The sequence below is a fragment of the Streptomyces herbicida genome (assembly GCF_032656585.1).
Lineage (GTDB): Bacteria > Actinomycetota > Actinomycetes > Streptomycetales > Streptomycetaceae > Streptomyces > Streptomyces herbicida.
The window spans coordinates 458,809-481,186 of record NZ_JAUYWJ010000003.1 but is presented as its reverse complement, the minus strand read 5'-3'; the positions used below and the strand labels follow the sequence as shown (position 1 = coordinate 481,186).

Annotated in this window: 20 protein-coding genes; 12 read left to right on the top strand and 8 right to left on the bottom strand. The window is 69.8% G+C overall.

What is annotated here, in order from left to right:
- Nucleotides 1-102 precede the first annotated feature (102 nt).
- Nucleotides 103-1,137: a class II fructose-bisphosphatase gene (glpX, locus tag Q8A52_RS09255; protein ID WP_316747997.1), complete on the top strand. Its 1,035-nt coding sequence runs from the start codon at nt 103-105 to the stop codon at nt 1,135-1,137.
- 59 nt (nt 1,138-1,196) lie between these two features.
- On the opposite strand, the gene Q8A52_RS09250 is transcribed toward glpX, so the two are convergent.
- Both Q8A52_RS09250 and Q8A52_RS09245 read right to left on the bottom strand, forming a co-directional pair.
- Nucleotides 1,197-1,574 (bottom strand): WhiB family transcriptional regulator, encoded by a 378-nt coding sequence (locus Q8A52_RS09250; protein WP_316747995.1) that lies wholly within the window; start codon nt 1,572-1,574, stop codon nt 1,197-1,199.
- Between the two features lie 174 nt (nt 1,575-1,748).
- Complete coding sequence (locus tag Q8A52_RS09245; protein WP_316747992.1) at nt 1,749-2,450, bottom strand: DUF1707 SHOCT-like domain-containing protein; 702 nt, start codon at nt 2,448-2,450, stop codon at nt 1,749-1,751.
- Between the two features lie 201 nt (nt 2,451-2,651).
- Here Q8A52_RS09245 and Q8A52_RS09240 point away from each other — a divergent pair, with 201 nt between their 5' ends.
- From Q8A52_RS09240 to Q8A52_RS09225, 4 genes are all read left to right on the top strand, one after another.
- The gene (locus Q8A52_RS09240; protein ID WP_316747990.1) at nt 2,652-4,319 is read left to right on the top strand and encodes a fumarate hydratase; all 1,668 of its coding nucleotides are present in this window, start codon (nt 2,652-2,654) and stop codon (nt 4,317-4,319) included.
- A gap of 296 nt (nt 4,320-4,615) precedes the next feature.
- Nucleotides 4,616-6,001 carry a class II fumarate hydratase gene (locus Q8A52_RS09235; protein ID WP_316747988.1) on the top strand — a complete coding sequence of 462 codons (1,386 nt, stop codon included), beginning with the start codon at nt 4,616-4,618 and terminating at the stop codon, nt 5,999-6,001.
- Nucleotides 6,002-6,085: 84 nt separating this feature from the next.
- Nucleotides 6,086-6,787: a cytidylyl-2-hydroxypropylphosphonate hydrolase gene (gene fomD, locus Q8A52_RS09230; protein WP_316747986.1), complete on the top strand. Its 702-nt coding sequence runs from the start codon at nt 6,086-6,088 to the stop codon at nt 6,785-6,787.
- Nucleotides 6,788-7,067: 280 nt separating this feature from the next.
- Nucleotides 7,068-9,170 (top strand): SpoIIE family protein phosphatase, encoded by a 2,103-nt coding sequence (locus tag Q8A52_RS09225; RefSeq protein ID WP_316747984.1) that lies wholly within the window; start codon nt 7,068-7,070, stop codon nt 9,168-9,170.
- An 80-nt stretch (nt 9,171-9,250) separates the two neighbouring features.
- On the opposite strand, the gene Q8A52_RS09220 is transcribed toward Q8A52_RS09225, so the two are convergent.
- Entirely contained in the window at nt 9,251-11,569 is a 2,319-nt protein-coding gene (locus Q8A52_RS09220; protein WP_316747982.1) for a transglycosylase domain-containing protein, read from the bottom strand.
- A 248-nt stretch (nt 11,570-11,817) separates the two neighbouring features.
- Between Q8A52_RS09220 and Q8A52_RS09215 the strand changes: the two genes are divergently transcribed.
- The 5 genes from Q8A52_RS09215 to Q8A52_RS09195 all read left to right on the top strand — a co-directional run bounded on the left by Q8A52_RS09215 (nt 11,818) and on the right by Q8A52_RS09195 (nt 16,690).
- Entirely contained in the window at nt 11,818-12,762 is a 945-nt protein-coding gene (locus Q8A52_RS09215; RefSeq protein ID WP_316747981.1) for an SPFH domain-containing protein, read from the top strand.
- Nucleotides 12,708-12,995 carry a hypothetical protein gene (locus Q8A52_RS09210; RefSeq protein WP_316747980.1) on the top strand — a complete coding sequence of 96 codons (288 nt, stop codon included), beginning with the start codon at nt 12,708-12,710 and terminating at the stop codon, nt 12,993-12,995. The genes Q8A52_RS09215 and Q8A52_RS09210 overlap by 55 nt, the downstream gene beginning before the upstream one ends.
- Nucleotides 12,996-13,110: 115 nt before the next feature.
- Nucleotides 13,111-13,635: a PadR family transcriptional regulator gene (locus Q8A52_RS09205; RefSeq protein WP_316747979.1), complete on the top strand. Its 525-nt coding sequence runs from the start codon at nt 13,111-13,113 to the stop codon at nt 13,633-13,635.
- Nucleotides 13,632-14,321, top strand: coding sequence for an ABC transporter ATP-binding protein (locus Q8A52_RS09200; protein ID WP_316747978.1), 690 nt, complete (start codon nt 13,632-13,634; stop codon nt 14,319-14,321). The genes Q8A52_RS09205 and Q8A52_RS09200 overlap by 4 nt, the downstream gene beginning before the upstream one ends.
- Nucleotides 14,322-14,389: 68 nt before the next feature.
- Nucleotides 14,390-16,690: an ABC transporter permease gene (locus Q8A52_RS09195; RefSeq protein ID WP_316747977.1), complete on the top strand. Its 2,301-nt coding sequence runs from the start codon at nt 14,390-14,392 to the stop codon at nt 16,688-16,690.
- Nucleotides 16,691-16,745: 55 nt separating this feature from the next.
- On the opposite strand, the gene Q8A52_RS09190 is transcribed toward Q8A52_RS09195, so the two are convergent.
- From Q8A52_RS09190 to Q8A52_RS09175, 4 genes are all read right to left on the bottom strand, one after another.
- Nucleotides 16,746-17,174 (bottom strand): hypothetical protein, encoded by a 429-nt coding sequence (locus tag Q8A52_RS09190; protein WP_316747975.1) that lies wholly within the window; start codon nt 17,172-17,174, stop codon nt 16,746-16,748.
- 4 nt (nt 17,175-17,178) lie between these two features.
- Complete coding sequence (locus Q8A52_RS09185; protein WP_316747973.1) at nt 17,179-17,565, bottom strand: roadblock/LC7 domain-containing protein; 387 nt, start codon at nt 17,563-17,565, stop codon at nt 17,179-17,181.
- 59 nt (nt 17,566-17,624) lie between these two features.
- The gene (locus Q8A52_RS09180; RefSeq protein ID WP_316747972.1) at nt 17,625-18,533 is read right to left on the bottom strand and encodes a MarR family transcriptional regulator; all 909 of its coding nucleotides are present in this window, start codon (nt 18,531-18,533) and stop codon (nt 17,625-17,627) included.
- Between the two features lie 186 nt (nt 18,534-18,719).
- Nucleotides 18,720-19,673: a LysR substrate-binding domain-containing protein gene (locus Q8A52_RS09175; RefSeq protein ID WP_316747971.1), complete on the bottom strand. Its 954-nt coding sequence runs from the start codon at nt 19,671-19,673 to the stop codon at nt 18,720-18,722.
- 133 nt (nt 19,674-19,806) lie between these two features.
- Between Q8A52_RS09175 and Q8A52_RS09170 the strand changes: the two genes are divergently transcribed.
- Both Q8A52_RS09170 and Q8A52_RS09165 read left to right on the top strand, forming a co-directional pair.
- Entirely contained in the window at nt 19,807-20,361 is a 555-nt protein-coding gene (locus Q8A52_RS09170; RefSeq protein WP_316747970.1) for a peroxiredoxin, read from the top strand.
- A 1-nt stretch (nt 20,362) separates the two neighbouring features.
- A complete protein-coding gene (locus Q8A52_RS09165; RefSeq protein WP_316748741.1) occupies nt 20,363-20,896 on the top strand; it encodes an alkyl hydroperoxide reductase in 534 nt (177 codons plus the stop codon).
- Nucleotides 20,897-20,923: 27 nt separating this feature from the next.
- On the opposite strand, the gene Q8A52_RS09160 is transcribed toward Q8A52_RS09165, so the two are convergent.
- The gene (locus tag Q8A52_RS09160; RefSeq protein ID WP_316747969.1) at nt 20,924-22,297 is read right to left on the bottom strand and encodes an AI-2E family transporter; all 1,374 of its coding nucleotides are present in this window, start codon (nt 22,295-22,297) and stop codon (nt 20,924-20,926) included.
- Between the last annotated feature and the right edge of the window lie 81 nt (nt 22,298-22,378).

Genomic DNA, 22,378 nt, shown 5'->3' with positions numbered 1-22,378 from the left:
GCGCGCTCATCCGTGGGGGGCCCTGCTCATTTTGTCTGCCTAACGATAGAGTCGTGGGGCAACCCTCATCCGGCCGTCGTCGTATCAGAAAGGTGCGCTCCGATGACCGAGAATCATCATCTGCCCTCCGAGCTGGAAGTACCCTCCGAGGCCCCCGACCGCAACCTCGCCCTGGAACTCGTCCGGGTGACCGAAGCCGCCGCCATGGCCGCCGGCCGCTGGGTCGGGCGCGGTGACAAGAACGGCGCCGACGGTGCTGCGGTGCGCGCCATGCGGACCCTCGTCTCCACCGTCTCGATGAACGGCGTCGTCGTCATCGGCGAGGGCGAGAAGGACGAAGCGCCGATGCTCTTCAACGGAGAGCGCGTCGGCGACGGGACCGGCCCCGAGTGCGACATCGCCGTCGACCCGATCGACGGCACCACGCTGACCGCCAAGGGCATGCCGAACGCCATCGCGGTGCTGGCCGCCGCCGACCGCGGCACGATGTTCGACCCGTCCGCCGTCTTCTACATGGACAAGCTCGTCACCGGGCCCGAGGCCGCCGACTTCGTCGACATCGACGCGCCCGTGTCCGTCAACATCCGCCGGATCGCCAAGGCCAAACGGTCCACGCCCGAGGACGTCACCGTCGTCATCCTCGACCGGCCGCGGCACGAGGGCATCATCAAGGAGGTCCGGGAGGCCGGCGCGCGCATCAAGCTGATCTCGGACGGCGACGTCGCCGGCTCGATCTACGCGCTGCGCGAGGGCACCGGCGTGGACCTGCTGCTGGGCATCGGTGGCACCCCCGAGGGCATCATCTCGGCCTGCGCCGTGAAGTGCCTCGGCGGCACCATCCAGGGCAAGCTGTGGCCGAAGGACGACGAGGAGCGGCAGCGGGCCATCGACGCCGGACACGACCTCGACCGGGTGCTCACCACGAACGACCTGGTCTCCGGCGACAACGTCTTCTTCGTCGCCACCGGCATCACCGACGGTGAGCTGCTGCGGGGTGTGCGGTACCGGTCGGAGACCGCGACGACCGACTCGATCGTGATGCGGTCGAAGTCCGGCACGGTCCGCCGGATCGACTCGGAGCACCGGCTGAGCAAGCTGCGTGCGTACAGCGCGATCAACTTCGACAGGGCGAAGTAGACCGCGCTCGAGGCTTACACGGGGCGCCCCCTGGTGCGGAGGGGGCGCCTCTGCATGTTTCAGCCCGCCTGCGCTATGCGGGTCGTCGTCCGCGAGGCCTTCTTCAGTTCCATGTCGCGGCGGCGCCGCCGGGCCAGAACCACCCGGCGTTCGGCCGCGGTGAGGCCGCCCCAGACGCCGTACGGCTCGGGCTGCAGCAGTGCGTGCTCACGGCATTCGACCATCACCGGACAGCGCGCGCAGACCCGCTTGGCCGCCTCCTCTCGCGACAGCCTCGCCGCCGTGGGCTCCTTGGAAGGTGCGAAGAACAAGCCGGCCTCGTCGCGCCGGCACACCGCCTCGGTGTGCCAGGGTGCGTCTTGGTCCCTGTCCTGCGCCGGCCCCCGCTGGGCCGGAACGGCAGCTACCTGCAGGGACGAATGCGGCGGTTGCAGCACGGTCTACTCCTGACGACGGCTTCGCGAGCGAGAGACGATGCTGCAAGCCCTACCCGCTGTACGCGAGCCTATGCACTGCGTTCCGAACCGCAGGCGCGCGGCGGCTTGTTCACGACCCTGTGCGCCGTCCGCGGGAGGACCGATTCGTTCCGTTTCCGGCCCGATTCACAACCGTCAACGATCGAGGTGTTTGCGCAAAGTCCTGTCGGCCTTGTCCTGAACACGGTCGAGGATGTCCGCGACGAGCTTGCCGCGCTTCGGCCGCGCCTCGACATTGCCCAGTACGGCCCACCCGTCCACGTAGACGACAGGCGCCTCGGACTCGACCGAATCCAGCGGGGAGACCTCGAAGTTGCCGAGGACGCCGCCGCCGGTGCCACGCAGCGACACATTCTCCGGCACGCGGATCTGGACGTCGCCGAAGACCGAGACCGCCTTGATCACGACGTGCTGGTACTCGAAGATCGCCTCGCTGAGGTCGATCTCGACGGTGCCGAAGATCGCGTACGCGTGCAAGCGGCGCCCGGCACGCCAACGCCCCCGGCGCATGGCACTGCTGAACACGGCGACAACGTTGGCGTCCGCCTCGGCCGGTATCGCGCCCGGCGCGGGGCGGGGCGGCACGGGCGTGTAGGCCGGGGCCGCCGGACGCTCGTGGGCGGCGGGCAGGTCCCGGATGAAGACCTCCAGCTCGCCCACCGTCTTGGCGTTCAGCACCCCCTCCACGCGCTCTGCGTGCTCGTCGGCGGTCAGGCGCCCCTCGGCGAGGGCGTCGCGCAGGATGTCGGCGATGCGGTCACGGTCGGCGTCCGAGGCGCGCAGCTCGGCGACGGGAGGCGCCGTGCGCTCCTGCTGAGGGTGCTTCTGAAGGTCCACGGCAGCAGCGTACCGAAACGCGATAGATCGCGACTAGGGGTGTGGACAACCCCGCGCGTCGCGAACTGAGCCTTACCTCACAGGTTCCGTGTCTGCCGCAGGTTCTACGCTGGTGAGGCCCGTCGACGCCGACGGGCCACAGGCGCGCCCCGGAGACGAGCCGCCTGGAAAAGCTGCCTGTCGAGTGAGGAATGGGCGAAGATGCCTGAGTTCGCGTACACCGATCTGCTCCCCATGGGAGAGGACGCCACCCCGTACCGGCTGGTGACCTCCGAAGGTGTCTCCACCTTCGAGGCCGACGGGCGGACGTTCCTCAAGGTGGAGCCGGAGGCGCTGCGCAAGCTGGCCGAGGAGGCCATCCACGACATCCAGCACTATCTGCGCCCGGCCCACCTCGCGCAGCTGCGCCGCATCATCGACGACCCTGAGGCGTCGGCGAACGACAAGTTCGTCGCGCTGGACCTGCTGAAGAACGCGAACATCGCGGCGGCCGGTGTGCTGCCCATGTGCCAGGACACCGGCACGGCGATCGTCATGGGCAAGCGCGGCCAGAACGTCCTCACCGAAGGTGAGGACGAGAAGGCACTGTCCCACGGCATCTACGACGCCTACACCAAGCTGAACCTGCGCTACTCGCAGATGGCTCCGCTCACCATGTGGGAGGAGAAGAACACCGGCTCCAACCTCCCGGCGCAGATCGAGCTGTACGCGACCGACGGCGGCGCGTACAAGTTCCTGTTCATGGCGAAGGGCGGCGGCTCCGCCAACAAGTCGTTCCTGTACCAGGAGACGAAGGCCGTCCTGAACGAGGCCTCCATGATGAAGTTCCTGGAGGAGAAGATCCGTTCGCTCGGTACGGCCGCCTGTCCGCCGTACCACCTGGCGATCGTCGTCGGCGGTACGTCCGCCGAGTACGCCCTGAAGACCGCGAAGTACGCCTCCGCGCACTACCTGGACGAGATCCCGGCCGAGGGTTCGCCGCTCGGCCACGGTTTCCGGGACAAGGAGCTGGAGGAGAAGGTCTTCGAGCTGACGCAGAAGATCGGTATCGGCGCGCAGTTCGGCGGCAAGTACTTCTGCCACGACGTCCGTGTGGTGCGTCTCCCCCGCCACGGGGCGTCCTGCCCGGTGGCGATCGCCGTGTCCTGCTCGGCGGACCGCCAGGCCATCGCGAAGATCACCGCCGAGGGTGTCTTCCTGGAGCAGCTGGAAACGGACCCGGCGCGATTCCTGCCGGAGACGACGGACGAGCACCTCGAGTCCGACGGTGACGTCGTCCGCATCGACCTCAACCAGCCGATGGACGACATTCTGGCCGAGCTGACCAAGTACCCGGTCAAGACCCGGCTGTCCCTCAGCGGCCCGCTGGTCGTAGCGCGTGACATCGCGCACGCCAAGATCAAGGAGCGGCTGGACGCGGGTGAGGAGATGCCGCAGTACCTGAAGGACCACCCGGTGTACTACGCCGGCCCGGCGAAGACCCCCGAGGGCTACGCCTCCGGCTCCTTCGGTCCGACCACGGCCGGGCGCATGGACTCCTACGTCGCGCAGTTCCAGGCGGCGGGGGGCTCCAAGGTGATGCTCGCCAAGGGCAACCGCAGCAGGCAGGTCACGGACGCGTGCGGCACGCACGGCGGCTTCTACCTCGGCTCGATCGGCGGCCCGGCCGCGCGGCTCGCCCAGGACTGCATCAAGAAGGTCGAGGTCGTCGAGTACGAGGAGCTCGGCATGGAGGCCGTCTGGAAGATCGAGGTCGAGGACTTCCCGGCGTTCATCGTCGTCGACGACAAGGGCAACGACTTCTTCCAGGACCCCGCCCCGGCGCCGACGTTCACTTCGATCCCGGTGCGGGGCCCCGGGCTGGCGTAGTTCCCCGGGCGCGGCGGGGGCACTTCTCGCCCCCGCCGCCCCTACCCGACCCATCCCCAGGGGCTCCACCCCTTCAACCCTTCCGGGGCCCCGGCCCCAGCGATCCGACGGACCTCGTCCTCAAACGCCCGACGGGCCGAGCGGTGCCGCAGGCCGAACAAGTTGAACGACCGTGCGCCTCCGCACGGGCAGTTGCCGCAGTTCGCGTACCGACCGGCCCCGAAGCCGTCGAAGTTGGCCCACCCGGGTGGCCCAGAGGTCGGAACATCCGCGCCGTCCCGGTCGCTATAAGCGGCATGAGCGAATACCGCATCGAGCACGATTCCATGGGCGAGGTCCGCGTCCCCCTCGACGCCAAGTGGCGGGCGCAGACCCAGCGTGCCGTCGAGAACTTTCCCGTCTCCGGTCACCGCATCGAGCGCGCCCACATCGAGGCGCTCGCCCGGATCAAGGGGGCCGCGGCGAAGGTGAACGCCGGGCTCGGGGTGCTCGACAAGGACGTCGCCGAGGCGATCCAGGACGCGGCCGCGGAGGTGGCCGAGGGGAAGTGGGACGAGCACTTCCCGGTGGACGTGTTCCAGACGGGGTCCGGCACCTCGTCCAACATGAACACCAACGAGGTGATCGCCACGCTGGCGAGCGAGCGGCTCGGCCGGGACGTGCATCCGAACGACCACGTCAACGCCTCGCAGTCGTCCAACGACGTCTTCCCCTCCTCCCTGCACATCGCCGCCACCGCCGCCGTCACCCGCGATCTGATCCCGGCCCTGGAGCACCTCGCCGGCTCCCTGGAGCGCAAGGCCGAGGAGTTCGGTGACGTGGTGAAGTCGGGGCGGACCCATCTGATGGACGCGACGCCCGTGACACTGGGCCAGGAGTTCGGCGGGTACGCCGCCCAGGTGCGGTACGGGATCGAGCGGCTGAACGCCTCCCTGCCGCGGCTGGCCGAGCTGCCGCTGGGCGGCACGGCCGTGGGGACCGGGATCAACACCCCGCCCGGGTTCTCCGCCGCCGTGATCGAGGAGGTGGCCCGCACCACCGGGCTGCCCCTCACCGAGGCACGCGACCATTTCGAGGCGCAGGGTGCACGCGACGGGATCGTGGAGACCAGCGGGCAGCTGCGGACCATCGCCGTCGGGCTCACGAAGATCGCCAATGATCTGCGGTGGATGGCGTCGGGGCCGCGGACCGGGCTCGCCGAGATCCAGCTCCCGGACCTCCAGCCGGGCTCCTCGATCATGCCCGGCAAGGTCAACCCGGTCATCCCGGAGGCCGTGCTCATGGTCTGCGCGCAGGTCGTCGGCAACGACGTGACCATCGCCACGGCCGGCGCCTCCGGGAACTTCGAGCTCAATGTGATGCTTCCGGTCATCGCGAAGAACGTGCTGGAGTCGATCCGGCTGCTCGCCAACGTCTCGCGGCTGCTTGCCGACCGGACCGTCGACGGGATCACCGCCAACCGGGAACGGGCCCGCGAGTACGCCGAGTCGTCACTCTCCGTGGTCACCCCGCTCAACAAGTACATCGGGTACGAGGAAGCCGCGAAGGTCGCCAAGAAGGCCCTGGCGGACCGGAAGACGATCCGCCAAGTGGTGCTGGAGGGCGGGTACGTGGAGCGCGGCGACCTCACCCTGGAGCAGCTCGACGAGGCGCTGGATGTCCTGCGTATGACGCGTGCGTAACCGCCGGCGGACCATTCGCCCCGCCGGGCCAGAACCGTGACGCGCACCGCAGCGTCGTATGCCTACGGCACCTAATATCTGTGCATGGCAGACGGCGGAGCGGTGAGACGCATGGAGCGCGAGGAAGCGGGCGGTTCGGCGGGCTACTGGGCGCCCGGAAGTCACATCCTGTGGCGGTACCGGGAGAATGCCGGCCGGCGCTTCCACATCGCACGCCCCGTCACCGTCGTCCGGGACGACGCGGACCTGCTCGCCGTGTGGATGGCGCCAGGCACCGAGTGCATGAAGCCGGTGCTCGCCGACGGTACGCCGGTGCACGTGGAGCCGCTGGAGTCCCGGTACACCAAGCCGCGCACGGTGGAGGTCGGCCGCTGGTTCGGCACCGGGGTGCTGAAGCTGGCCCGGCCCGGTGAGCCCTGGTCGGTGTGGCTGTTCTGGGAGCCGGGCTGGCGTTTCAAGAACTGGTACGTCAATCTTGAGCAGCCGCTGGCCCGTTGGGACGGCGGAGTGGACTCCGAGGACCATTTTCTGGACATCTCCGTTCACCCGGACCGCAGTTGGCACTGGCGCGACGAGGACGAGTTCGCGCAGGCCCAGCGGGACGGACTGATGGACGCCCGGCTGGCCGGGCAGGTGCGGGAGGCGGGGCGGACCGTGGTGGAGGTGATCCGCGCCTGGGGGCCGCCGTTCTCGGAAGGCTGGCAGCACTGGCGCCCGGATCCGTCCTGGGCTGTACCTTCACTTCCGGAGGACTGGGACCGTACGCCAGCGCATGTGTCCTCATGAGACCCTTGATGCGCCCCCGGTCCACAACCGTAGGATCGTCCTCCGCAAGGGTGCGCAGCAGCAACTCCCGGAACATGCACCGGGCTTGACCGAACGTCACCGAGGGGCGGCAGGACGTGAGCGAGGGGTACGAGGGCAACACCGGCACGGGCCGCAGAAGGTTCGCCGGTTGCACAGGAACAACCTCTGACCACGCGGGAATTCCGTTCCCGGGGCACGTATTCCGGGTATCGGGATTTCTGCGGGACGAACTGCGCGCGCGGCGCGCAGCCCCGGACGGATGGATTCGACACGCGTGACGGAGCACCCCACCTCCTCCTACGACCGCCCCCAGCCGGGCGTCGACCCCGCGGAGCCCCGCGGGGCGCTCCTGCGTTCCCCGAAGCCGCTCGGCGCCACCGCCTTACCCGCACAGGCCCGCACCGGCGAGACGCCCTCTTCGCCCGGTACGACCGCGCCCTGCGGCAAGGGGAAGGAGCCCCCAGTCAATCGTCCCGAGCACTCGCAGCCGGCCGCCGCCGAGACCGACACGCACCGCCCGCGTCCCACGCCGGAGGGCATTCCGCCCCAGCCCGGCGCCGAGCAGGAGCGGGCCACCGGTGGCCAGGACCGCCGTAGCGGGCGGGGGCTGCCGCCCGGGCGGCCGATGCCGATGCGGCGGGACGGGGACCGGCTGCGGTTCGTGGGCGCCGCGACCCGGCGGATCGCCCGTGGCATCGACCTCGACGAGATCGTGATGGGCCTGTGCCGGGCGACCGTACCGACCTTCTCGGACGCCATCCTCGTCTATCTGCGCGACCCGCTGCCGGTGGGCGACGAACGGCCCACCGGGCCGGTCGTGCTGCGGCTGCGCCGCACGGACCGGATTCCGGAGGAACGTGACACCGAGGGCGGCTTCCTGCCCGTGCAGGCCCCGGAGCCCGAGCCGGCGGAGCCGACAGGACTGTCGGAGCTGTCCTCGCTGACCGCCGAGCTGTGCGAGGTGCGGCCCGGCGGCGCGCTGAACGAGGTGCTGCGCGGGGTACGTCCCGTGTTCGCGGACGCGCCGGCCGCGCGCGCCGCGCTGCCCGAACTCCTGGGCGAGAGCGGCGAGTCGGTCGTCCCCGACGGACAGCACGCGATCCTCGCCCCGCTGCGCGGCCGCCGCCGGGTCATCGGTGCCGCGCTCTTCCTGCGCCGCCCGGAGCGCCTGGCCTTCGAGGCCGACGACCTGCTGGTCGCCGCCCAGCTGGCCACGCACAGCGCCCTGGGCATCGACAAGGCGGTGCTGTACGGCCGTGAGGCCTACATCGCCGACGAGCTCCAGCGCACCATGCTCCCGGAGACCCTGCCGCGCCCGACGGGCGTCCGGCTGGCCTCCCGCTACCTCCCCGCGGCCGAGACCGCCCGGGTCGGCGGCGACTGGTACGACGCCATCCCGCTGCCCGGCAGCCGGGTCGCGCTGGTCGTCGGGGACGTCATGGGCCACTCCATGACCTCCGCCGCGATCATGGGCCAGCTGCGCACCACCGCGCAGACCCTGGCCGGGCTCGACCTGCCGCCGCAGGAGGTGCTGCACCACCTCGACGAACAGGCCCAGCGCCTGGGCAGCGACCGGATGGCGACCTGCCTGTACGCGGTGTACGACCCGGTCTCGCACCGGATCACCATCGCCAACGCCGGCCATCCTCCGCCGGTGCTGCTGCACCTGGGCGGAAGGGCCGAGGTGCTGCGGGTGCCGCCGGGCGCGCCGATCGGCGTGGGCGGGGTCGACTTCGAGGCCGTGGAGCTGGACGCGCCCGCCGGGGCCACGCTGCTCCTGTACACCGACGGCCTCGTCGAGTCCCGGCTGCGGGACGTGTGGACCGGCATAGAGCAACTGCGCGAGAAGCTGGCGGCGACCGCCCAGCTGACCGGTCCCGACCACCCTCCGCCCCTCGAGGCCCTGTGCGACGAGGTGCTCGACATGCTCGGTCCGGGCGACCGGGACGACGACATCGCGCTGCTCGCCGCCCGCTTCGACGGGATCGCGCCGAGCGACGTGGCGTACTGGTTCCTGGAGCCGGAGGACGCGGCCCCCGGCCGGGCCCGCCGGCTGGCCCGGCGCGCGCTCGCCCGCTGGGGTCTGGAGGACCTCAGCGACTCGGTGGAACTCCTGGTCAGCGAGGTCGTCACCAACGCCGTGCGCTACGCGTCCCGTCCGGTCACCCTCCGGCTGCTGCGCACCGACGTGCTGCGCTGCGAGGTCGGCGACGACGTGCCGCAGCTGCCGCGGCTGCGGCAGGCACGGGCGACGGACGAGGGCGGGCGCGGACTGTACCTGGTCAACAAACTGGCCAGGCGGTGGGGCGCGACCCGGCTGAGCACCGGAAAGGTCGTCTGGTTCGAACTGAACCGGAGTTAGGCCCGGTTCGCGGCCGTCACCGAGCTCCTCAGGCCATCACGGCGCAGAGGGCGCCCGGACTGTCCGGGCGCCCTCTGGCGTCACTGCTGGTCGGCCGGGTTGAGCGGGTCGTCCGTGACGTCACCCGTCGGTGTGGCCGGCGGAGTCGTCGTCGGCGGCCTGGTCGTCGGGGTCTGGGTCGGCGCCTGGGTGGTCGGGGTCTGGGTCGGTGACTGCGTCGGCGTGCCGGACGGGCTCGGCGACTGGGAGGTCGGCGACTGGGACGGGGTCTGGGTCGGCGACGACGACCAGGTCGGCGTGTCGGTCGGCTCGACGGCGGCGCCCTGGGTGGCGTTCAGGTCGAACTTGGACTTTTCCGTGACGCCGAAGGTGTATGTGGCCCAGATCTGGGCCGGGTAGCCGCCGCCGTTGACCCGGAGGCCAGGGACCGGGAGCCCGGTCGCGCCCCTCAGCGAGACATGGTTCCCGGTCTTCTTGTCCTCGCCGAACAGGCCCACCGAGGTGACCAGGTCGGGGGTGTAGCCGGTGAACCACGCGGAACGGTTCTCGTCGGAGGTACCCGTCTTGCCCGCCACCTGCTGGCCGTTGCGCAGCGAGTTGCGCGCCACCGACTTGCTGGCCGTACCGTCGTCGACCACGCCGGTCAGCACCGAGGTCACCGTGTCGGCGGCGGTGCGGCTGATCACCGAGCTGCCGATCGGGTTCGGCATCTTCACTGAACGGTTCTTCTTCTCCGCCGACTTGACGATCGACGGCGTCACCTTCTGGCCGTGGTTGTCGAGGGTGGCGTAGATACCGGCCATTTCCAGCGGGCTGGCGCCCATGGAGCCCAGCGTCTGCGCGGGCACCGCCTGCATGCCCTTGGTGTCCATGCCCAGCTCCTTGGCTGTGCTCATCACGTTGTCCATGCCCACGTCGACGCCCATCTGCGCGAAGACCGAGTTGACGGACTGGTTCATGGCCTTCTGGACCGTGATGGGGCCGTAGTTCTGGTCGTCCTCGTTGGGCGGCGCGAAGCCGACCTTGGCGCCGTTGTCCACGACCGGGCGGCGGCTGGTGCCGTCGTACTTCGTGTTCGCGGCGATCTCGTTGCCGTCCTGCGTCTTGGCCTTGTCCTCCAGCGCGGCGGCGAGGATCACCGGCTTGAACGTCGACGCGGGCTGGTAGTCCCGGCGGGTCGCGTTGCTGAAGTAGTGCTTGAAGTAGTCCTGACCGCCGTACAACGCGACGATCTTGCCCGTCCTGGGGTCGACCGAGACGGCACCCGCCTGGACGTTCCCGTCCACCTTGCGCTTCTTCTTGTCGAGCTTGCCGGTCAGCTGGGTCTTGACCGCATCCTCCAGCGCCTGCTGCTTCTTCTTGTCGATGTTCAGGGTGATGGTCCAGCCCTGGTTCTCGACCTTCGCCTCCGCCTGGGACGGGGTGAGGCCCTCTTCCTCCATCAGCTGCTGTTCCAGCTGCTTGTTGGCGAGGTCGATCAGATAGCCCTTCTGGCCCTCCCGGCCCGGGGTGCCCTTCGGGTCCTTGGGTACGGGGAACTTCAGGGACTGGCGCTCGGCCGAGTCCAGCCAGCCCTCCTCGACCATGTTGTTCAGGACGTAGTTCCAGCGCTCCTTCACCAGCCGCTTGCCGGTGTCGGACGCGGCCGCCCAGTCGTACTGGCTCGGCGCCTGCAGCAGCGCGGCGAGATATGCGCCCTGCTCGACCTTCAGCTTCTCGGCGTCGACCCGGTAGTAGGCCTGCGCGGCGGCCTGGATGCCGTAGGCGCCACGGCCGTAGTAGCTGGTGTTGATGTAGCCCGCGAGGATGTCGTCCTTGGTCTTCTGGCGTTCCACCTTCAACGAGATGACCAGTTCCTTCAGCTTGCGCGTGACGGTCTGGTCCTGGTTGAGGTAGTAGTTCTTGACATACTGCTGAGTGATCGTCGAACCACCCTGCTTCCCCTTGCCGGAGAGGGTGTTGATCAGACCGCGGGCGGTGCCCTTCAGGTCGACGCCGGGGTCGTTGTAGAAGTTCTTGTTCTCGGCGGCCACGAAGGTCAGCTGGACCTTCCGGGGCACCTTGGTCAGATCGACGATCTCACGGTTGACCTTGCCGTCCCGGGCCAGGATCGTGCCGTCGCTGTACTTGTAGACATTGCTCTGCTGCTGCGCGAGCGGATTGCCGCTGGGGACGTCCACCATCAGGTACAGGACGATGAAGCCGGTGATGCCGAGGAGGCAGAAACCGAAGACCGTGCCGAGGATCTTCTTCCAGGTGAACAATCTGCGTATGCGGCCCTTGGCGGGCTTGCCCGGCCCGGTGGACCCGGCCGCGTGACCCGACGAGCGGCGCTTGGGCGCCGCTCGGTGGCCACCGCCACCGCGCTGACGCGCTCTTCGTTCTTCCGCTCGTCCCATGAGTACGTCTGCTCCCCGTCTCGGCTGTCACACAGGTGTTTGGCTCAGGTCAGCTCAGAAAACTAACACCGCTCTATATGACAAAGGGCGCCCGATCCGCTCTTTTACGGACGTGACAATCAGCACCCCATCCCAAGGGAACCGACGTACGAACGGGGCTCGAGGTTGCCAGGACGCGATAAAGTGATATCACTTGGATAGAGCGGTGCTAGACGAACGGCAGCGCCACGCGAACGGGGGACCCACCCATGTCCACACACGACACGCACGACACGCACGACCTGCGCGACGCACCCGAGATGCCTGCCCCCCGTGTGCGGGAGTTCACCGCGCACAGCATCGGCGGCGGGCTCGCGCTGCTGCTCGGGCTGACCGGGCTGCTGGTCACCTTCGGCCTCATCACCGCCTCCTCGACGGTCACCGCGGCCGGCGCCAAGGCCGGACTGCTCGTAGCGGGCGTGCTCGTCTTCCTCGCCTCCGTCATCGCGATGCGCGGACTGAACACGGTGGCGCCAGGCGAGGCGCGGGTGGTCCAGCTCTTCGGGCGGTACCGGGGGACGATCCGGCAGGACGGCCTGCGCTGGGTGAACCCCTTCACCTCGCGGACCCGGATCTCCACCCGGGTGCGCAACCACGAGACCGCCGTCCTCAAGGTGAACGACGCCTACGGCAACCCGATCGAGCTCGCCGCGGTCGTGGTCTGGAAGGTCCAGGACACCGCCCAGGCCGTCTTCGAGGTGGACGACTACACCGAGTTCGTCGCCACGCAAACGGAGACGGCGGTGCGGCACATAGCCATTGAGTACCCGTACGACGCCCACGACGAGGACGGGCTCTCACTGCGCGGCAACGCCGAGGAAATCACCGAGAAGCTCGCGGCCGAGCTGCACGCGCGCGTGGAGGCGGCCGGCGTGCGGATCATCGAGTCGCGCTTCACGCATCTCGCGTACGCTCCCGAGATCGCCTCCGCGATGCTCCAGCGGCAGCAGGCGGGTGCGGTGGTCGCGGCCCGGCGGCAGATCGTCGACGGAGCGGTCGGGATGGTGGAGGCGGCGCTCGCCCGGATCGCCGAGCGGGACATCGTGGAGCTGGACGAGGAGCGTAAGGCGGCGATGGTTTCCAATCTGATGGTGGTGCTGTGCGGGGACCGGGCGCCGCAGCCCGTCCTGAACACGGGGACCCTCTACCAGTGACGGATCCCTCCGGGGGTTCGGCCCCCCAGCGTCGGCCGCAGCAGCGCAAGCAGGTGCTGCTGCGGCTGGACCCGTCGGTGTACGAGGCGCTGGCGCGGTGGGCCGGGGACGAGCTGCGGTCGGCCAACGCACAGATCGAGTTCCTGCTGCGCAAGGCCCTGGCGGACGCCGGGCGGCTGCCGAAGGGCGCGGGCCCGATTCCCCGCCGTGGACGGCCCCCCGGGCCGGACTGACCGCCGTGTAGCAGAACTGTGACAATCGGCCCCCACCTGCGGGGCCGTACCCCCCGCCATGATCTACACACTCCGCGTATACATACTGCGTATACACCCTATGTAGAGTGCTGCCATGTCCATCGGTCACACCCTTCTGGGGCTCCTGGAGTCCGGCCCGCGCCACGGCTACGACTTGAAGCGGGCCTTCGACGAGAAGTTCGGTCACGACCGGCCGCTGCACTACGGCCAGGTCTACTCGACGATGTCCCGCCTGCTGAAGAACGGACTCGTCGAAGTCGACGGGATCGAGGCGGGCGGAGGCCCCGAGCGCAAGCGCTACGCGATCACGGACGCCGGGGTCACCGACGTCGAGCGGTGGCTGGCGACGCCGGAGAAGCCGGAGGAGTACCTCCAGTCGACCCTCTACACCAAGGTCGTCCTCGCGCTGCTCACGCACCGGAACGCGGCCGGCATCCTCGACACCCAGCGCTCCGAGCACCTGCGCAGCATGCGGATCCTGACCGACCGCAAGCGCAAGGGCGACCTCGCGGACCAGCTGATCTGCGACCACGCGCTGTTCCACCTGGAGGCGGACCTGCGCTGGCTGGAACTGACCGCGGCGCGCCTCGACAAGCTCCGTGCGGCGGTGGCCAAGTGACTCCTCCTCCCGGTTCCCTGCTCACCGCCCAGGACCTGCGCAAGGCGTACGGGCCGACCGTCGCGCTCGACGGCGCCGAGTTCTCCATCCACCCCGGTGAGGTCGTCGCCGTGATGGGCCCCTCCGGGTCCGGCAAGTCGACGCTGCTGCACTGTCTCGCGGGGATCGTGCCGCCGGACTCGGGCTCGATCACGTACAACGGGCAGGAGCTCGCGACGATGAACGACGCCCGGCGCAGCGCACTTCGGCGGTCCGAGTTCGGGTTCGTGTTCCAGTTCGGACAGCTCGTACCGGAGTTGACCTGTGTGGAGAACGTGGCCCTGCCACTGCGGCTGAACGGCACCTCCCGCAAGGAGGCCGAGCGGGCGGCACTGAGCTGGATGGAGCGGCTCGAGGTCGACGACCTGAAGGGCAAGCGGCCCGGCGAGGTGTCCGGCGGTCAGGGCCAGCGCGTCGCGGTGGCGCGGGCGCTGGTGACCGGGCCGCGGGTGCTGTTCGCCGACGAGCCGACCGGCGCGCTCGACTCCCTCAACGGCGAGCGCGTGATGGAACTGCTCACGGACGCGGCCCGCTCCACCAACGCCGCCGTCGTCCTGGTCACGCACGAGGCGCGGGTGGCCGCCTACTCCGACCGCGAGATCGTGGTGCGGGACGGCAAGTCCCGGGACATGGAGCGCGCCATATGAGTGCGCGGAGGGGGCACCTGACCGCTCGAGCGGAGCCGAGAGCCTGGGGGAGGTCCAGGGATCTGGCCATGGGGGCCCGGTTCGCCTTCACCGGCGGACGTGAGGGCTGGGTCCGGGCGCTGCTGACCGCGGTCGGCGTCGGACTCGGGGTGGCGCTGCTGCTGCTCACGACGGCGGTGCCGAACGCGCTGAACGAGCGTGACCGGCGCGGCAGCGCCCGGGACGACTTCACCTACAGCGGGAAGGTGATACCGAAGGCGGACGACACGCTCGTCGTCGGCCGCACCGACACGACGTTCCGCAGCGACGACGTGCGCGGCAGGCTCCTGGAGCCCGAGGGCGCACGGGCCCCGCTGCCGCCGGGCCTCGCGAAGTTCCCGGCGAAGGGCGAGATGGTCGTCTCGCCCGCGCTGAAGAAACTGCTCGAGTCCGGCTCCGGCAAGCTGCTGCGCGAACGCATCCCCTACCGCATCACCGGCACCATCGGGCAGTCCGGCCTGATCGGACCCGGCGAACTCGCCTACTACGCGGGCGCCCAGGGGCTCGAGAACCACCTGTCCGGCGGCAACGCCGAACGCATCGACCGCTTCGGGCCCTCCCCCGGGAACACTCAGGAGCCCCTGGACCCGGTCCTGCTGCTGCTCATCCTGATCGTCTTCACCGTGCTGCTGCTGCCGGTCGGCGTGTTCATCGCGGCGGCCGTGCGCTTCGGCGGCGAGCGCCGGGACCGCCGGCTCGCGGCGCTCAGGCTGGTCGGCGCGGACGGCCGGATGGCGCGCCGGATCGCCGCCGGCGAGGCGCTCGCCGGGGCACTGCTCGGGCTCGTCCTCGGCACCGGCTTCTTCCTGGCCGGGCGTCAGCTGGCGGCCCTGATGAGGGTGCGGGACATCAGCGTGTTCCCGAGCGACCTCAACCCGTCGCCCGGGCTCGTCGCGCTCGTCGCCGTCGCCGTGCCCGCGGCGGCCGTCCTGGTGACGCTGTTCGCCCTGCGCGGGGTGGTCATCGAACCGCTCGGCGTGGTCCGTACGGCGCAGCCGCCGCGGCGCCGGCTGTGGTGGCGGCTGCTGCTGCCGCTGGGCGGTCTGGCGATGCTCTACCCGATGATCGGCCAGGGCAACGACAACGGGAACTTCAACGAGTGGCTGGTGATCGGCGGCACGGTACTGCTCCTCGTCGGTATCACCGCCCTGCTGCCGTGGGTCGTCGAGGCCGTGGTGGCCCGGCTGAACTCCGGCTCGGTCTCCTGGCAACTGGCCATCCGCAGGCTTCAGTTGAGCAGCGGTACGGCCGCCCGCATGGTCAACGGCATCGCCGTCGCGGTGGCCGGGGCGATCGCGCTGCAGATGCTGTTCTCCGGGGTCGAGGGCGACTACACCAAGCAGACCGCCAACGACCTGACCCGGGCTCAGATGGAGGTCTCCACGAGCCACGTCGCCTCGCCTGCCGAGGCCGGCCGGCAGCTGGCGCAGACCAAGGGCGTGCGCCGCGCGTCGGCCATCTCGCTGACCTCGGTCGGGGACCGGGCCAAGGAGCCCGAGGCCGAGCTGGAGGTCGCCGTCGGCAGCTGCGCGGAGCTGCGCGAGGTGGCCCGGCTGGCGTCCTGCCGGAACGGCGACATCTTCCGGATCCTCGGCAGCGACTACGACAGCAAGACGAAGAAGCTCGCCGAGACGGGCAGCACCGTGTACTTCGACCCGTCGTACGAGGGCGCGCCGGGCCACCCGATGGCCTGGAAGGTGCCCTCCGGCATCAAGGCGGCGGAGCAGCGCGAGGATCCGACCGGCTACGCGCGCGGCGGCCTGCTGATCACCTCGGGCGCGCTGCCCAAGGGTGCGGCGCCCAGTCTGTACCAGAAGGTGTTCGTGATGCTGGACCCGTCGGTGCCGGACGCGCGTGAGAACGCGCGCAACACGGCCGCACGGCTGGATCCGCTGGCGAACGTGTTCAGCCTGGCGTCCAGTGAGCAGTCGTTGCAGTTCCGGTCCATCCGTACCGGCCTGTTCGTCGGAGCCAGCTGCGTCCTGGTGCTGATCGGCGCGAGCCTGCTGGTCTCCCAGCTGGAGCAGCTGCGCGAGCGCAAGAAGCTGCTGTCGTCGCTGATCGCCTTCGGCACCCGGCGCCGCACCCTGGGTCTGTCGGTGCTGTGGCAGACGGCGATCCCGATCGCGCTGGGCCTGCTGCTGGCGTCCACGGTGGGTCTGACGCTGGGCGCGGTCCTGCTGAAGATGACGAGCACCACGGTCCGCGTGGACTGGATGAGCGTCCTGTCGATGACCGGCGTGGGTGCCGGCGTCGTCATCGCCGTGACGCTGCTCAGCCTGCCGCCGCTGCTGCGGCTGATGCGGCCGGACGGGCTGCGCACGGAGTAGCCGCACCTCTTCGCGTGGGCCCCTTCCCGGTGGGAGGGGCCCACGCCCCGTGCGGTCACAGGCTGTGCTCCCGCACCACCCTCCGGGCCTGGGCGAACAGCATGCCGACGTTGACCGACTTGCGGCAGACGATCACGGCCACGACGTCCTGCTGCTCGTTCATGCGGATGAACAGGTGGGTGAGGTTCTCGCTGTTGACCAGGATCTCCTGGAAGAAGTGGCTGTCATTGGTGAGGCCGCGGCGCTCCTTGAAGATGTCCTCGATCATCACGACCGTCCGTCCCTGGAACAGGTCGAGCGTCGCGCCCGCCAGGAGGTCCAGGACCTCGGGCGGGTGATTGTCGACCGTCTCGTAGGAGAGCAGCATCCCGGTCGACATGTCGACCACACCTGCCGCGACGCAGTCCGGTGAATCACTGCGGAGCGATTTGACCAGACTCATCACCTGGTCGGAGAAACCCGGAGTCATACGCTTCGTCGCCATCCCTTCACACTCCTTCTGGTGTCTTGTCCATGAGGATCGAACCGATCCGGTCGAGGGCCGGGTGGGTCGCCCGGTGCAGGCGGTCCACATCCATCCCCTCGTCGCCCAGCACGACCATCAGGGCCGTGTCGCCCACGGCGTAGAAGGCGACGCAGCCGTGACTGCCGTACGTCACCGTCTGCCGCAGCACTCCGCGTGAGGTGGCCTCGGCCGTGCGGCGCGCCAGGCCGAGGCCGGCGGCCGCGAGTGCGGCGAGGCCCTCCGGGTCGATCGAGTCCGCCGTGTCAGCCGCGATGAGCATTCCGTCGGCGGCGGCCAGTGCTGTGTCGGTGATTCCGGTGACCCTTTCGCGCAGCCCGCGCATTTCCCGCGCCAGGGCTTCGTGATTCATGTGCTCAACTCCCTCGTTCCTGACTGGATTCGACCATTGCTGCCATCAACACGCCCTTTTCATTTGGCGGTTCCGTGCCGCAGCCGGAAGAACCCTTTCCAGCTCGTCCCGCTCTTGGTCGGGGCGAGGGCTTCGGTGATGCCGCTGGCGCCCGGCTCGCGGCGCGGCAGTTCGATGGGGGCGGGGGGCGGCTCCGGGTCCGGGGCGCGTGGGGGCGGCTCCCGGTGTCGTACGACCGGAGCCTCCATCGGCATCCGGACGGGTGTCCGGTCGGCCGGGGCGGCGCACTCCAGCAGCCCTTCGCCGAGCATGCGCGCCACCTCCACCGTGACGGTGTAGACCCCGCGACCGGTACGGAAGGCCAGGTCGCGGGCGGTGCGGCGGCCGTCGGCGTGGACGAGCAGCTCCTGTTGCAGCGGGGTGCGGGCGCGGTCCGCCGGGGCCACGGCCAGGGGTCGTTCCCGGTCGGGCCGCACGGGGTACGGCAGCGCGGCCACGGCGGCCAGTTTGCGCACCGCCTCCTGGAGCAGCCGGGCGGGTGTCTCGCCGACGGCGACCGGGGCGTGCGGCTCGGTGTCGGTGGCGGTCTCGCAGCCGTCCACCTGCCCGGCGACGATGGCGAAGGCCGCGTCGTGCAGGGCCATGACACAGACCACCCTGAGCTGGGCGGCTCCCGCGTAGCCGTGTGCGATCAGCCCGGCGGCCGGCCAGCGGGCCCCGCCGGACTCGCGCACCAGTTCCGCCCACTGCGCGCCGTCGATGCGGTCGGAGCGCAGCAGGAGCGCCTCGGGGGCGGGGGCGCCGGGGCTCTCGGCCGCGACCACGAGTCCGTCCCTCAGATGGAACGCGCCACCCGGGCTGCCCGGTACCCGCAGCTCTCCCGTGAATCCCTCGCGCCCGCACACGGTGAGGGCGTGCGCGAGCCGTCCGTAGCCGGCCCGGTCAAGGGAATCCCGAACGTCCGACATCACTCCCCTTGGCGTATCGGCATTTCGCACTGACGCTTGACGCGTCGCACCGAGGGAGTATGTGTATCAGTTCAGCGGCATATTTCTGCCGGGGATTTCCTACCTGTCTACAGCTGACGGAAGTTGGCATGTCCGGCTGCTCAAAACGCCTTGTTCGACACTCATTTGATCGAATGCGAAGCGAACTCAGTTGATGTTGTCGAGCACCCGTACGGGCAGCGGCCGCAGGGCCTCGCGCAGTGCTGCCGTCAGCTCCTTGTACTCGGCGCCGCGGGCCGATCCGGTGCGCATGACGAGGGCGATACGGCGGCTCGGGGCGGGTTCGGCGAAGTATCCGGTCAGGAGCTGATTGCTGCGGGTGGTCTCGACCTTGAGGGCGGTACGGGGGAGCAGGGTGCAGCCGAGCCCGCCGGCGACGAGCTGGACGAGGGTCGACAGGCCCGCGGCGGTGGTGGTGACCGGAGCGTCCTCCCGCCCCGCCTCGCGGCAGATGTCGAGGGCCTGGTCACGCAGGCAGTGCCCCTCGTCCAGGAGCAGCAGATTGAGCTCCTTGAGGGCCTCGCGCGGGATCCCCTCACGGCCGCCGAGCCAGTGGTCCAGCGGCGTGACGAGCACGAAGTCCTCGTCGAAGAGCGGAAGTTCGACGACGCCGGGCATGCCGAGGGGCACGGCGAGCAGCAGCAGGTCGAGGCGCCCGCCGGCCAGCCCGTCGAGCAGGCTGGCGGTCTGCTCCTCGTGCACCTGGAGATCGAGATCCGGGTACCGGTCGTGCACGAGCCGCAGGACGGTCGGCAGCAGATAGGGGGCGACGGTCGGAATGACCCCGAGCCGCAGCGCCCCCGTGAAGGGCGCACGGACCGCCTCGGCCTCCTCCAGCAGCGCTCCGACCTCCTCCAGCACCGCCTTCGCCCGTACCGCGAGACGCTCGCCGGCGGGCGAGAGCAGCACCTTCCGGGTCGTACGCTCGAGCAGGGTGACCCCGAGGGTCTCCTCCAGGGCCGAGACGGCGCCCGACAGGGCGGGCTGGCTCATCCCGATGGCGGCGGCCGCGTCCCGGAAGTGCAGATGCTCGGCCACGGCGGCAAAGGCCCGCAGCTGGGACAGGCTGGGCTGGCGCCGCCTCCCGCTACTCACGGTCACTGATAGATACCTCCGATCAACACGACCGAGTGTAGCTATTTCCCGTATCAATCACCCCTGTGTCAACATCGACAACGTCCAACCCATGGGAAACACCCGCGATCCGGGGGTTTCCTCGCTGCAAGGAGAGCGTGTGCTCACTGTCGGTGACAAGTTCCCCGAGTTCGAACTGACCGCCTGCGTCTCGCTGGAGAAGGGCCAGGAGTTCGAGACGATCAACCACAAGACCTACGAGGGCAAGTGGAAGATCGTCTTCGCCTGGCCCAAGGACTTCACCTTCGTGTGCCCGACCGAGATCGCCGCCTTCGGCAAGCTGAACGACGAGTTCGCCGACCGTGACGCCCAGGTGCTCGGCTTCTCCGGTGACTCCGAGTTCGTGCACCACGCCTGGCGCAAGGACCACGACGACCTGCGCGACCTGCCGTTCCCGATGATGGCGGACTCGAAGCACGAGCTCATGCGCGACCTCGGCATCGAGGGCGAGGACGGCTTCGCCAAGCGCGCCGTCTTCATCGTCGACCAGAACAACGAGATCCAGTTCTCCATGGTGACCGCCGGTTCCGTCGGCCGTAACCCCAAGGAGGTCCTGCGGGTCCTGGACGCTCTCCAGACGGACGAGCTCTGCCCGTGCAACTGGAGCAAGGGCGACGAGACGCTGGACCCGGTCGCGCTGCTGGCCGGTGAGTGAGTTGTCCCTCGACTCGCTCAAGTCCCGCATACCGGACTACGCCAAGGACCTGAAGCTCAACCTGGGCTCGGTCATCGGCAACTCGGACCTGCCGGCACAGCAGCTGTGGGGCACGGTGCTGGCGACCGCCATCGCCTCCCGCTCCCCCATCGTCCTGCGCGAGCTGGAGCCCGAGGCAAAGGCGAACCTGTCGCCGGAGGCGTACACCGCGGCGAAGGCAGCGGCCGCCGTCATGGCGATGAACAACGTCTTCTACCGCACCCGCCACCTGCTGTCCGACCACGAGTACGGCAGCCTGCGCGCGGGTCTGCGGATGAACGTCATCGGCAATCCCGGTGTCGACAAGGTCGACTTCGAGCTGTGGTCGTTCGCGGTCTCCGCGATCAACGGCTGCGGCCTGTGCCTCGACTCGCACGAGCAGGTGCTGCGCAAGGCGGGCGTCGACCGTGAGGTCATCCAGGAGTCCTTCAAGATCGCCTCGGTCGTCCAGGCGGTCGGGGTGACTCTGGAGGCGGAAGCGGTGCTCTCCGAGTAATTCGGCCGTGCCGCGCCGGGGCCTCGCTCACTCCTGGTGGGCGAGGCCCCCGGTGTTTTCCTGCGCGTCCCTGGGGGCCGCGACCGCAGACCCCGCCCCGGCCCGGACGGCCTCGTCCTGGACCTCCGGACGCGCCGGATCCTCTTGACCCGCGCCGAGAAGTGCCTGTTCCTGTGCGTAGGCCCGCAGATAGCCCACCACCGTGTTCGTCACCGCCACCAGCGGTACGGCCACCACCGCGCCGCCGATGCCCGCGACCATGCCGCCGGCCGCGACCGACAGCACCACCGCCAGCGGATGCACCCGCACCGCGCGGCCCAGGATGAACGGCTGCAGGACATGGCCCTCGATCTGCTGGACCGCCAGGACCACCAGCAGGGTCATGACCGCCGTGAAGACGCCCTGCGTCACCAGCGCGACGACGACCGCCAGCGCGCCGGACGCCACCGCGCCCACCAGCGGGATGAACGAGAACAGGAAGATGAACACGGCCAGCGGGACGGCCATGGGCACGTCCAGGAAGTAGATGCCGAGGCCGATGAAGATGGCGTCTATCAGGGCCACCAGCACCGTGCCGCGGACGTAGGCGGTCAGCGTGCGCCAGGCGCGCGGTCCGGCGCCGGCCACGCCCGGGCGGGCCGCCGCGGGCACCAGCTTCAGCGTCCACTCCCAGATCCGCTCGCCGTCGTAGAGCAGGAACAGCGTCGAGAAGAACACCAGCAGGATGCCGGTCAGGGCCTCGACGATGACCTGTACGCCCTCCAGACCCGCGGACGTTATCTGGTCGGCGTTGGCGCCGATCGCCTCACGGAGGTTCTTGGCGATCTGGTTGATCTGCTTGTCCGTGACGTGGAAGGGGCTCTTCAGCAGCCAGTTGCGCAGATCGTCGATGCCGTTCTGGATCTGGTTGGAGAGGGTGTCGATGTTCTCCATGACCTGCCAGGTCACGAACCACCCGATCAGGCCCATCACGACGAAGCCGAGGATCGCGGTGAGCGCGGTGGCCGGACCCCGCGGCACCCCGTGGCGCCGCAGCCGGGCCACCGTCGGCTGCAGCAGCGCGGTGATCAGCAGCGCGATGACGAAGGCGAAGACGACCAGTTGTACGGCGCTGATGACCCGCATCAGCACCCACACCGTGCCCGCGAGCACGAGCAGCCGCCAGCCCGCCTCGGCGGCCACCCTGACGCCCCACGGCACGGCCTGGGCCGGGTCGGGACGGGGACCGGCCGGCACCGGCGGGTGAGGGGCGGACTGCGCCGGTTCGACCACGGTGTCGGCGACGACCGGGTCGGGCTCGGCGCTCTCCTTCTCCACCTCGGCCCGCCGCTCGTCCAACCGCTCGCCCATTTCGGTCAGTCCGGCACCGAGTCGGCCGAGCCACCCTGGTACTCGCGACATGATCCGTCCTTTTCCCCCGCGTCCCCGGGTGCTCGCCACCACTCCCCCCTGGAGTCGTTCGCGTCCGACCGTACAGGGCAA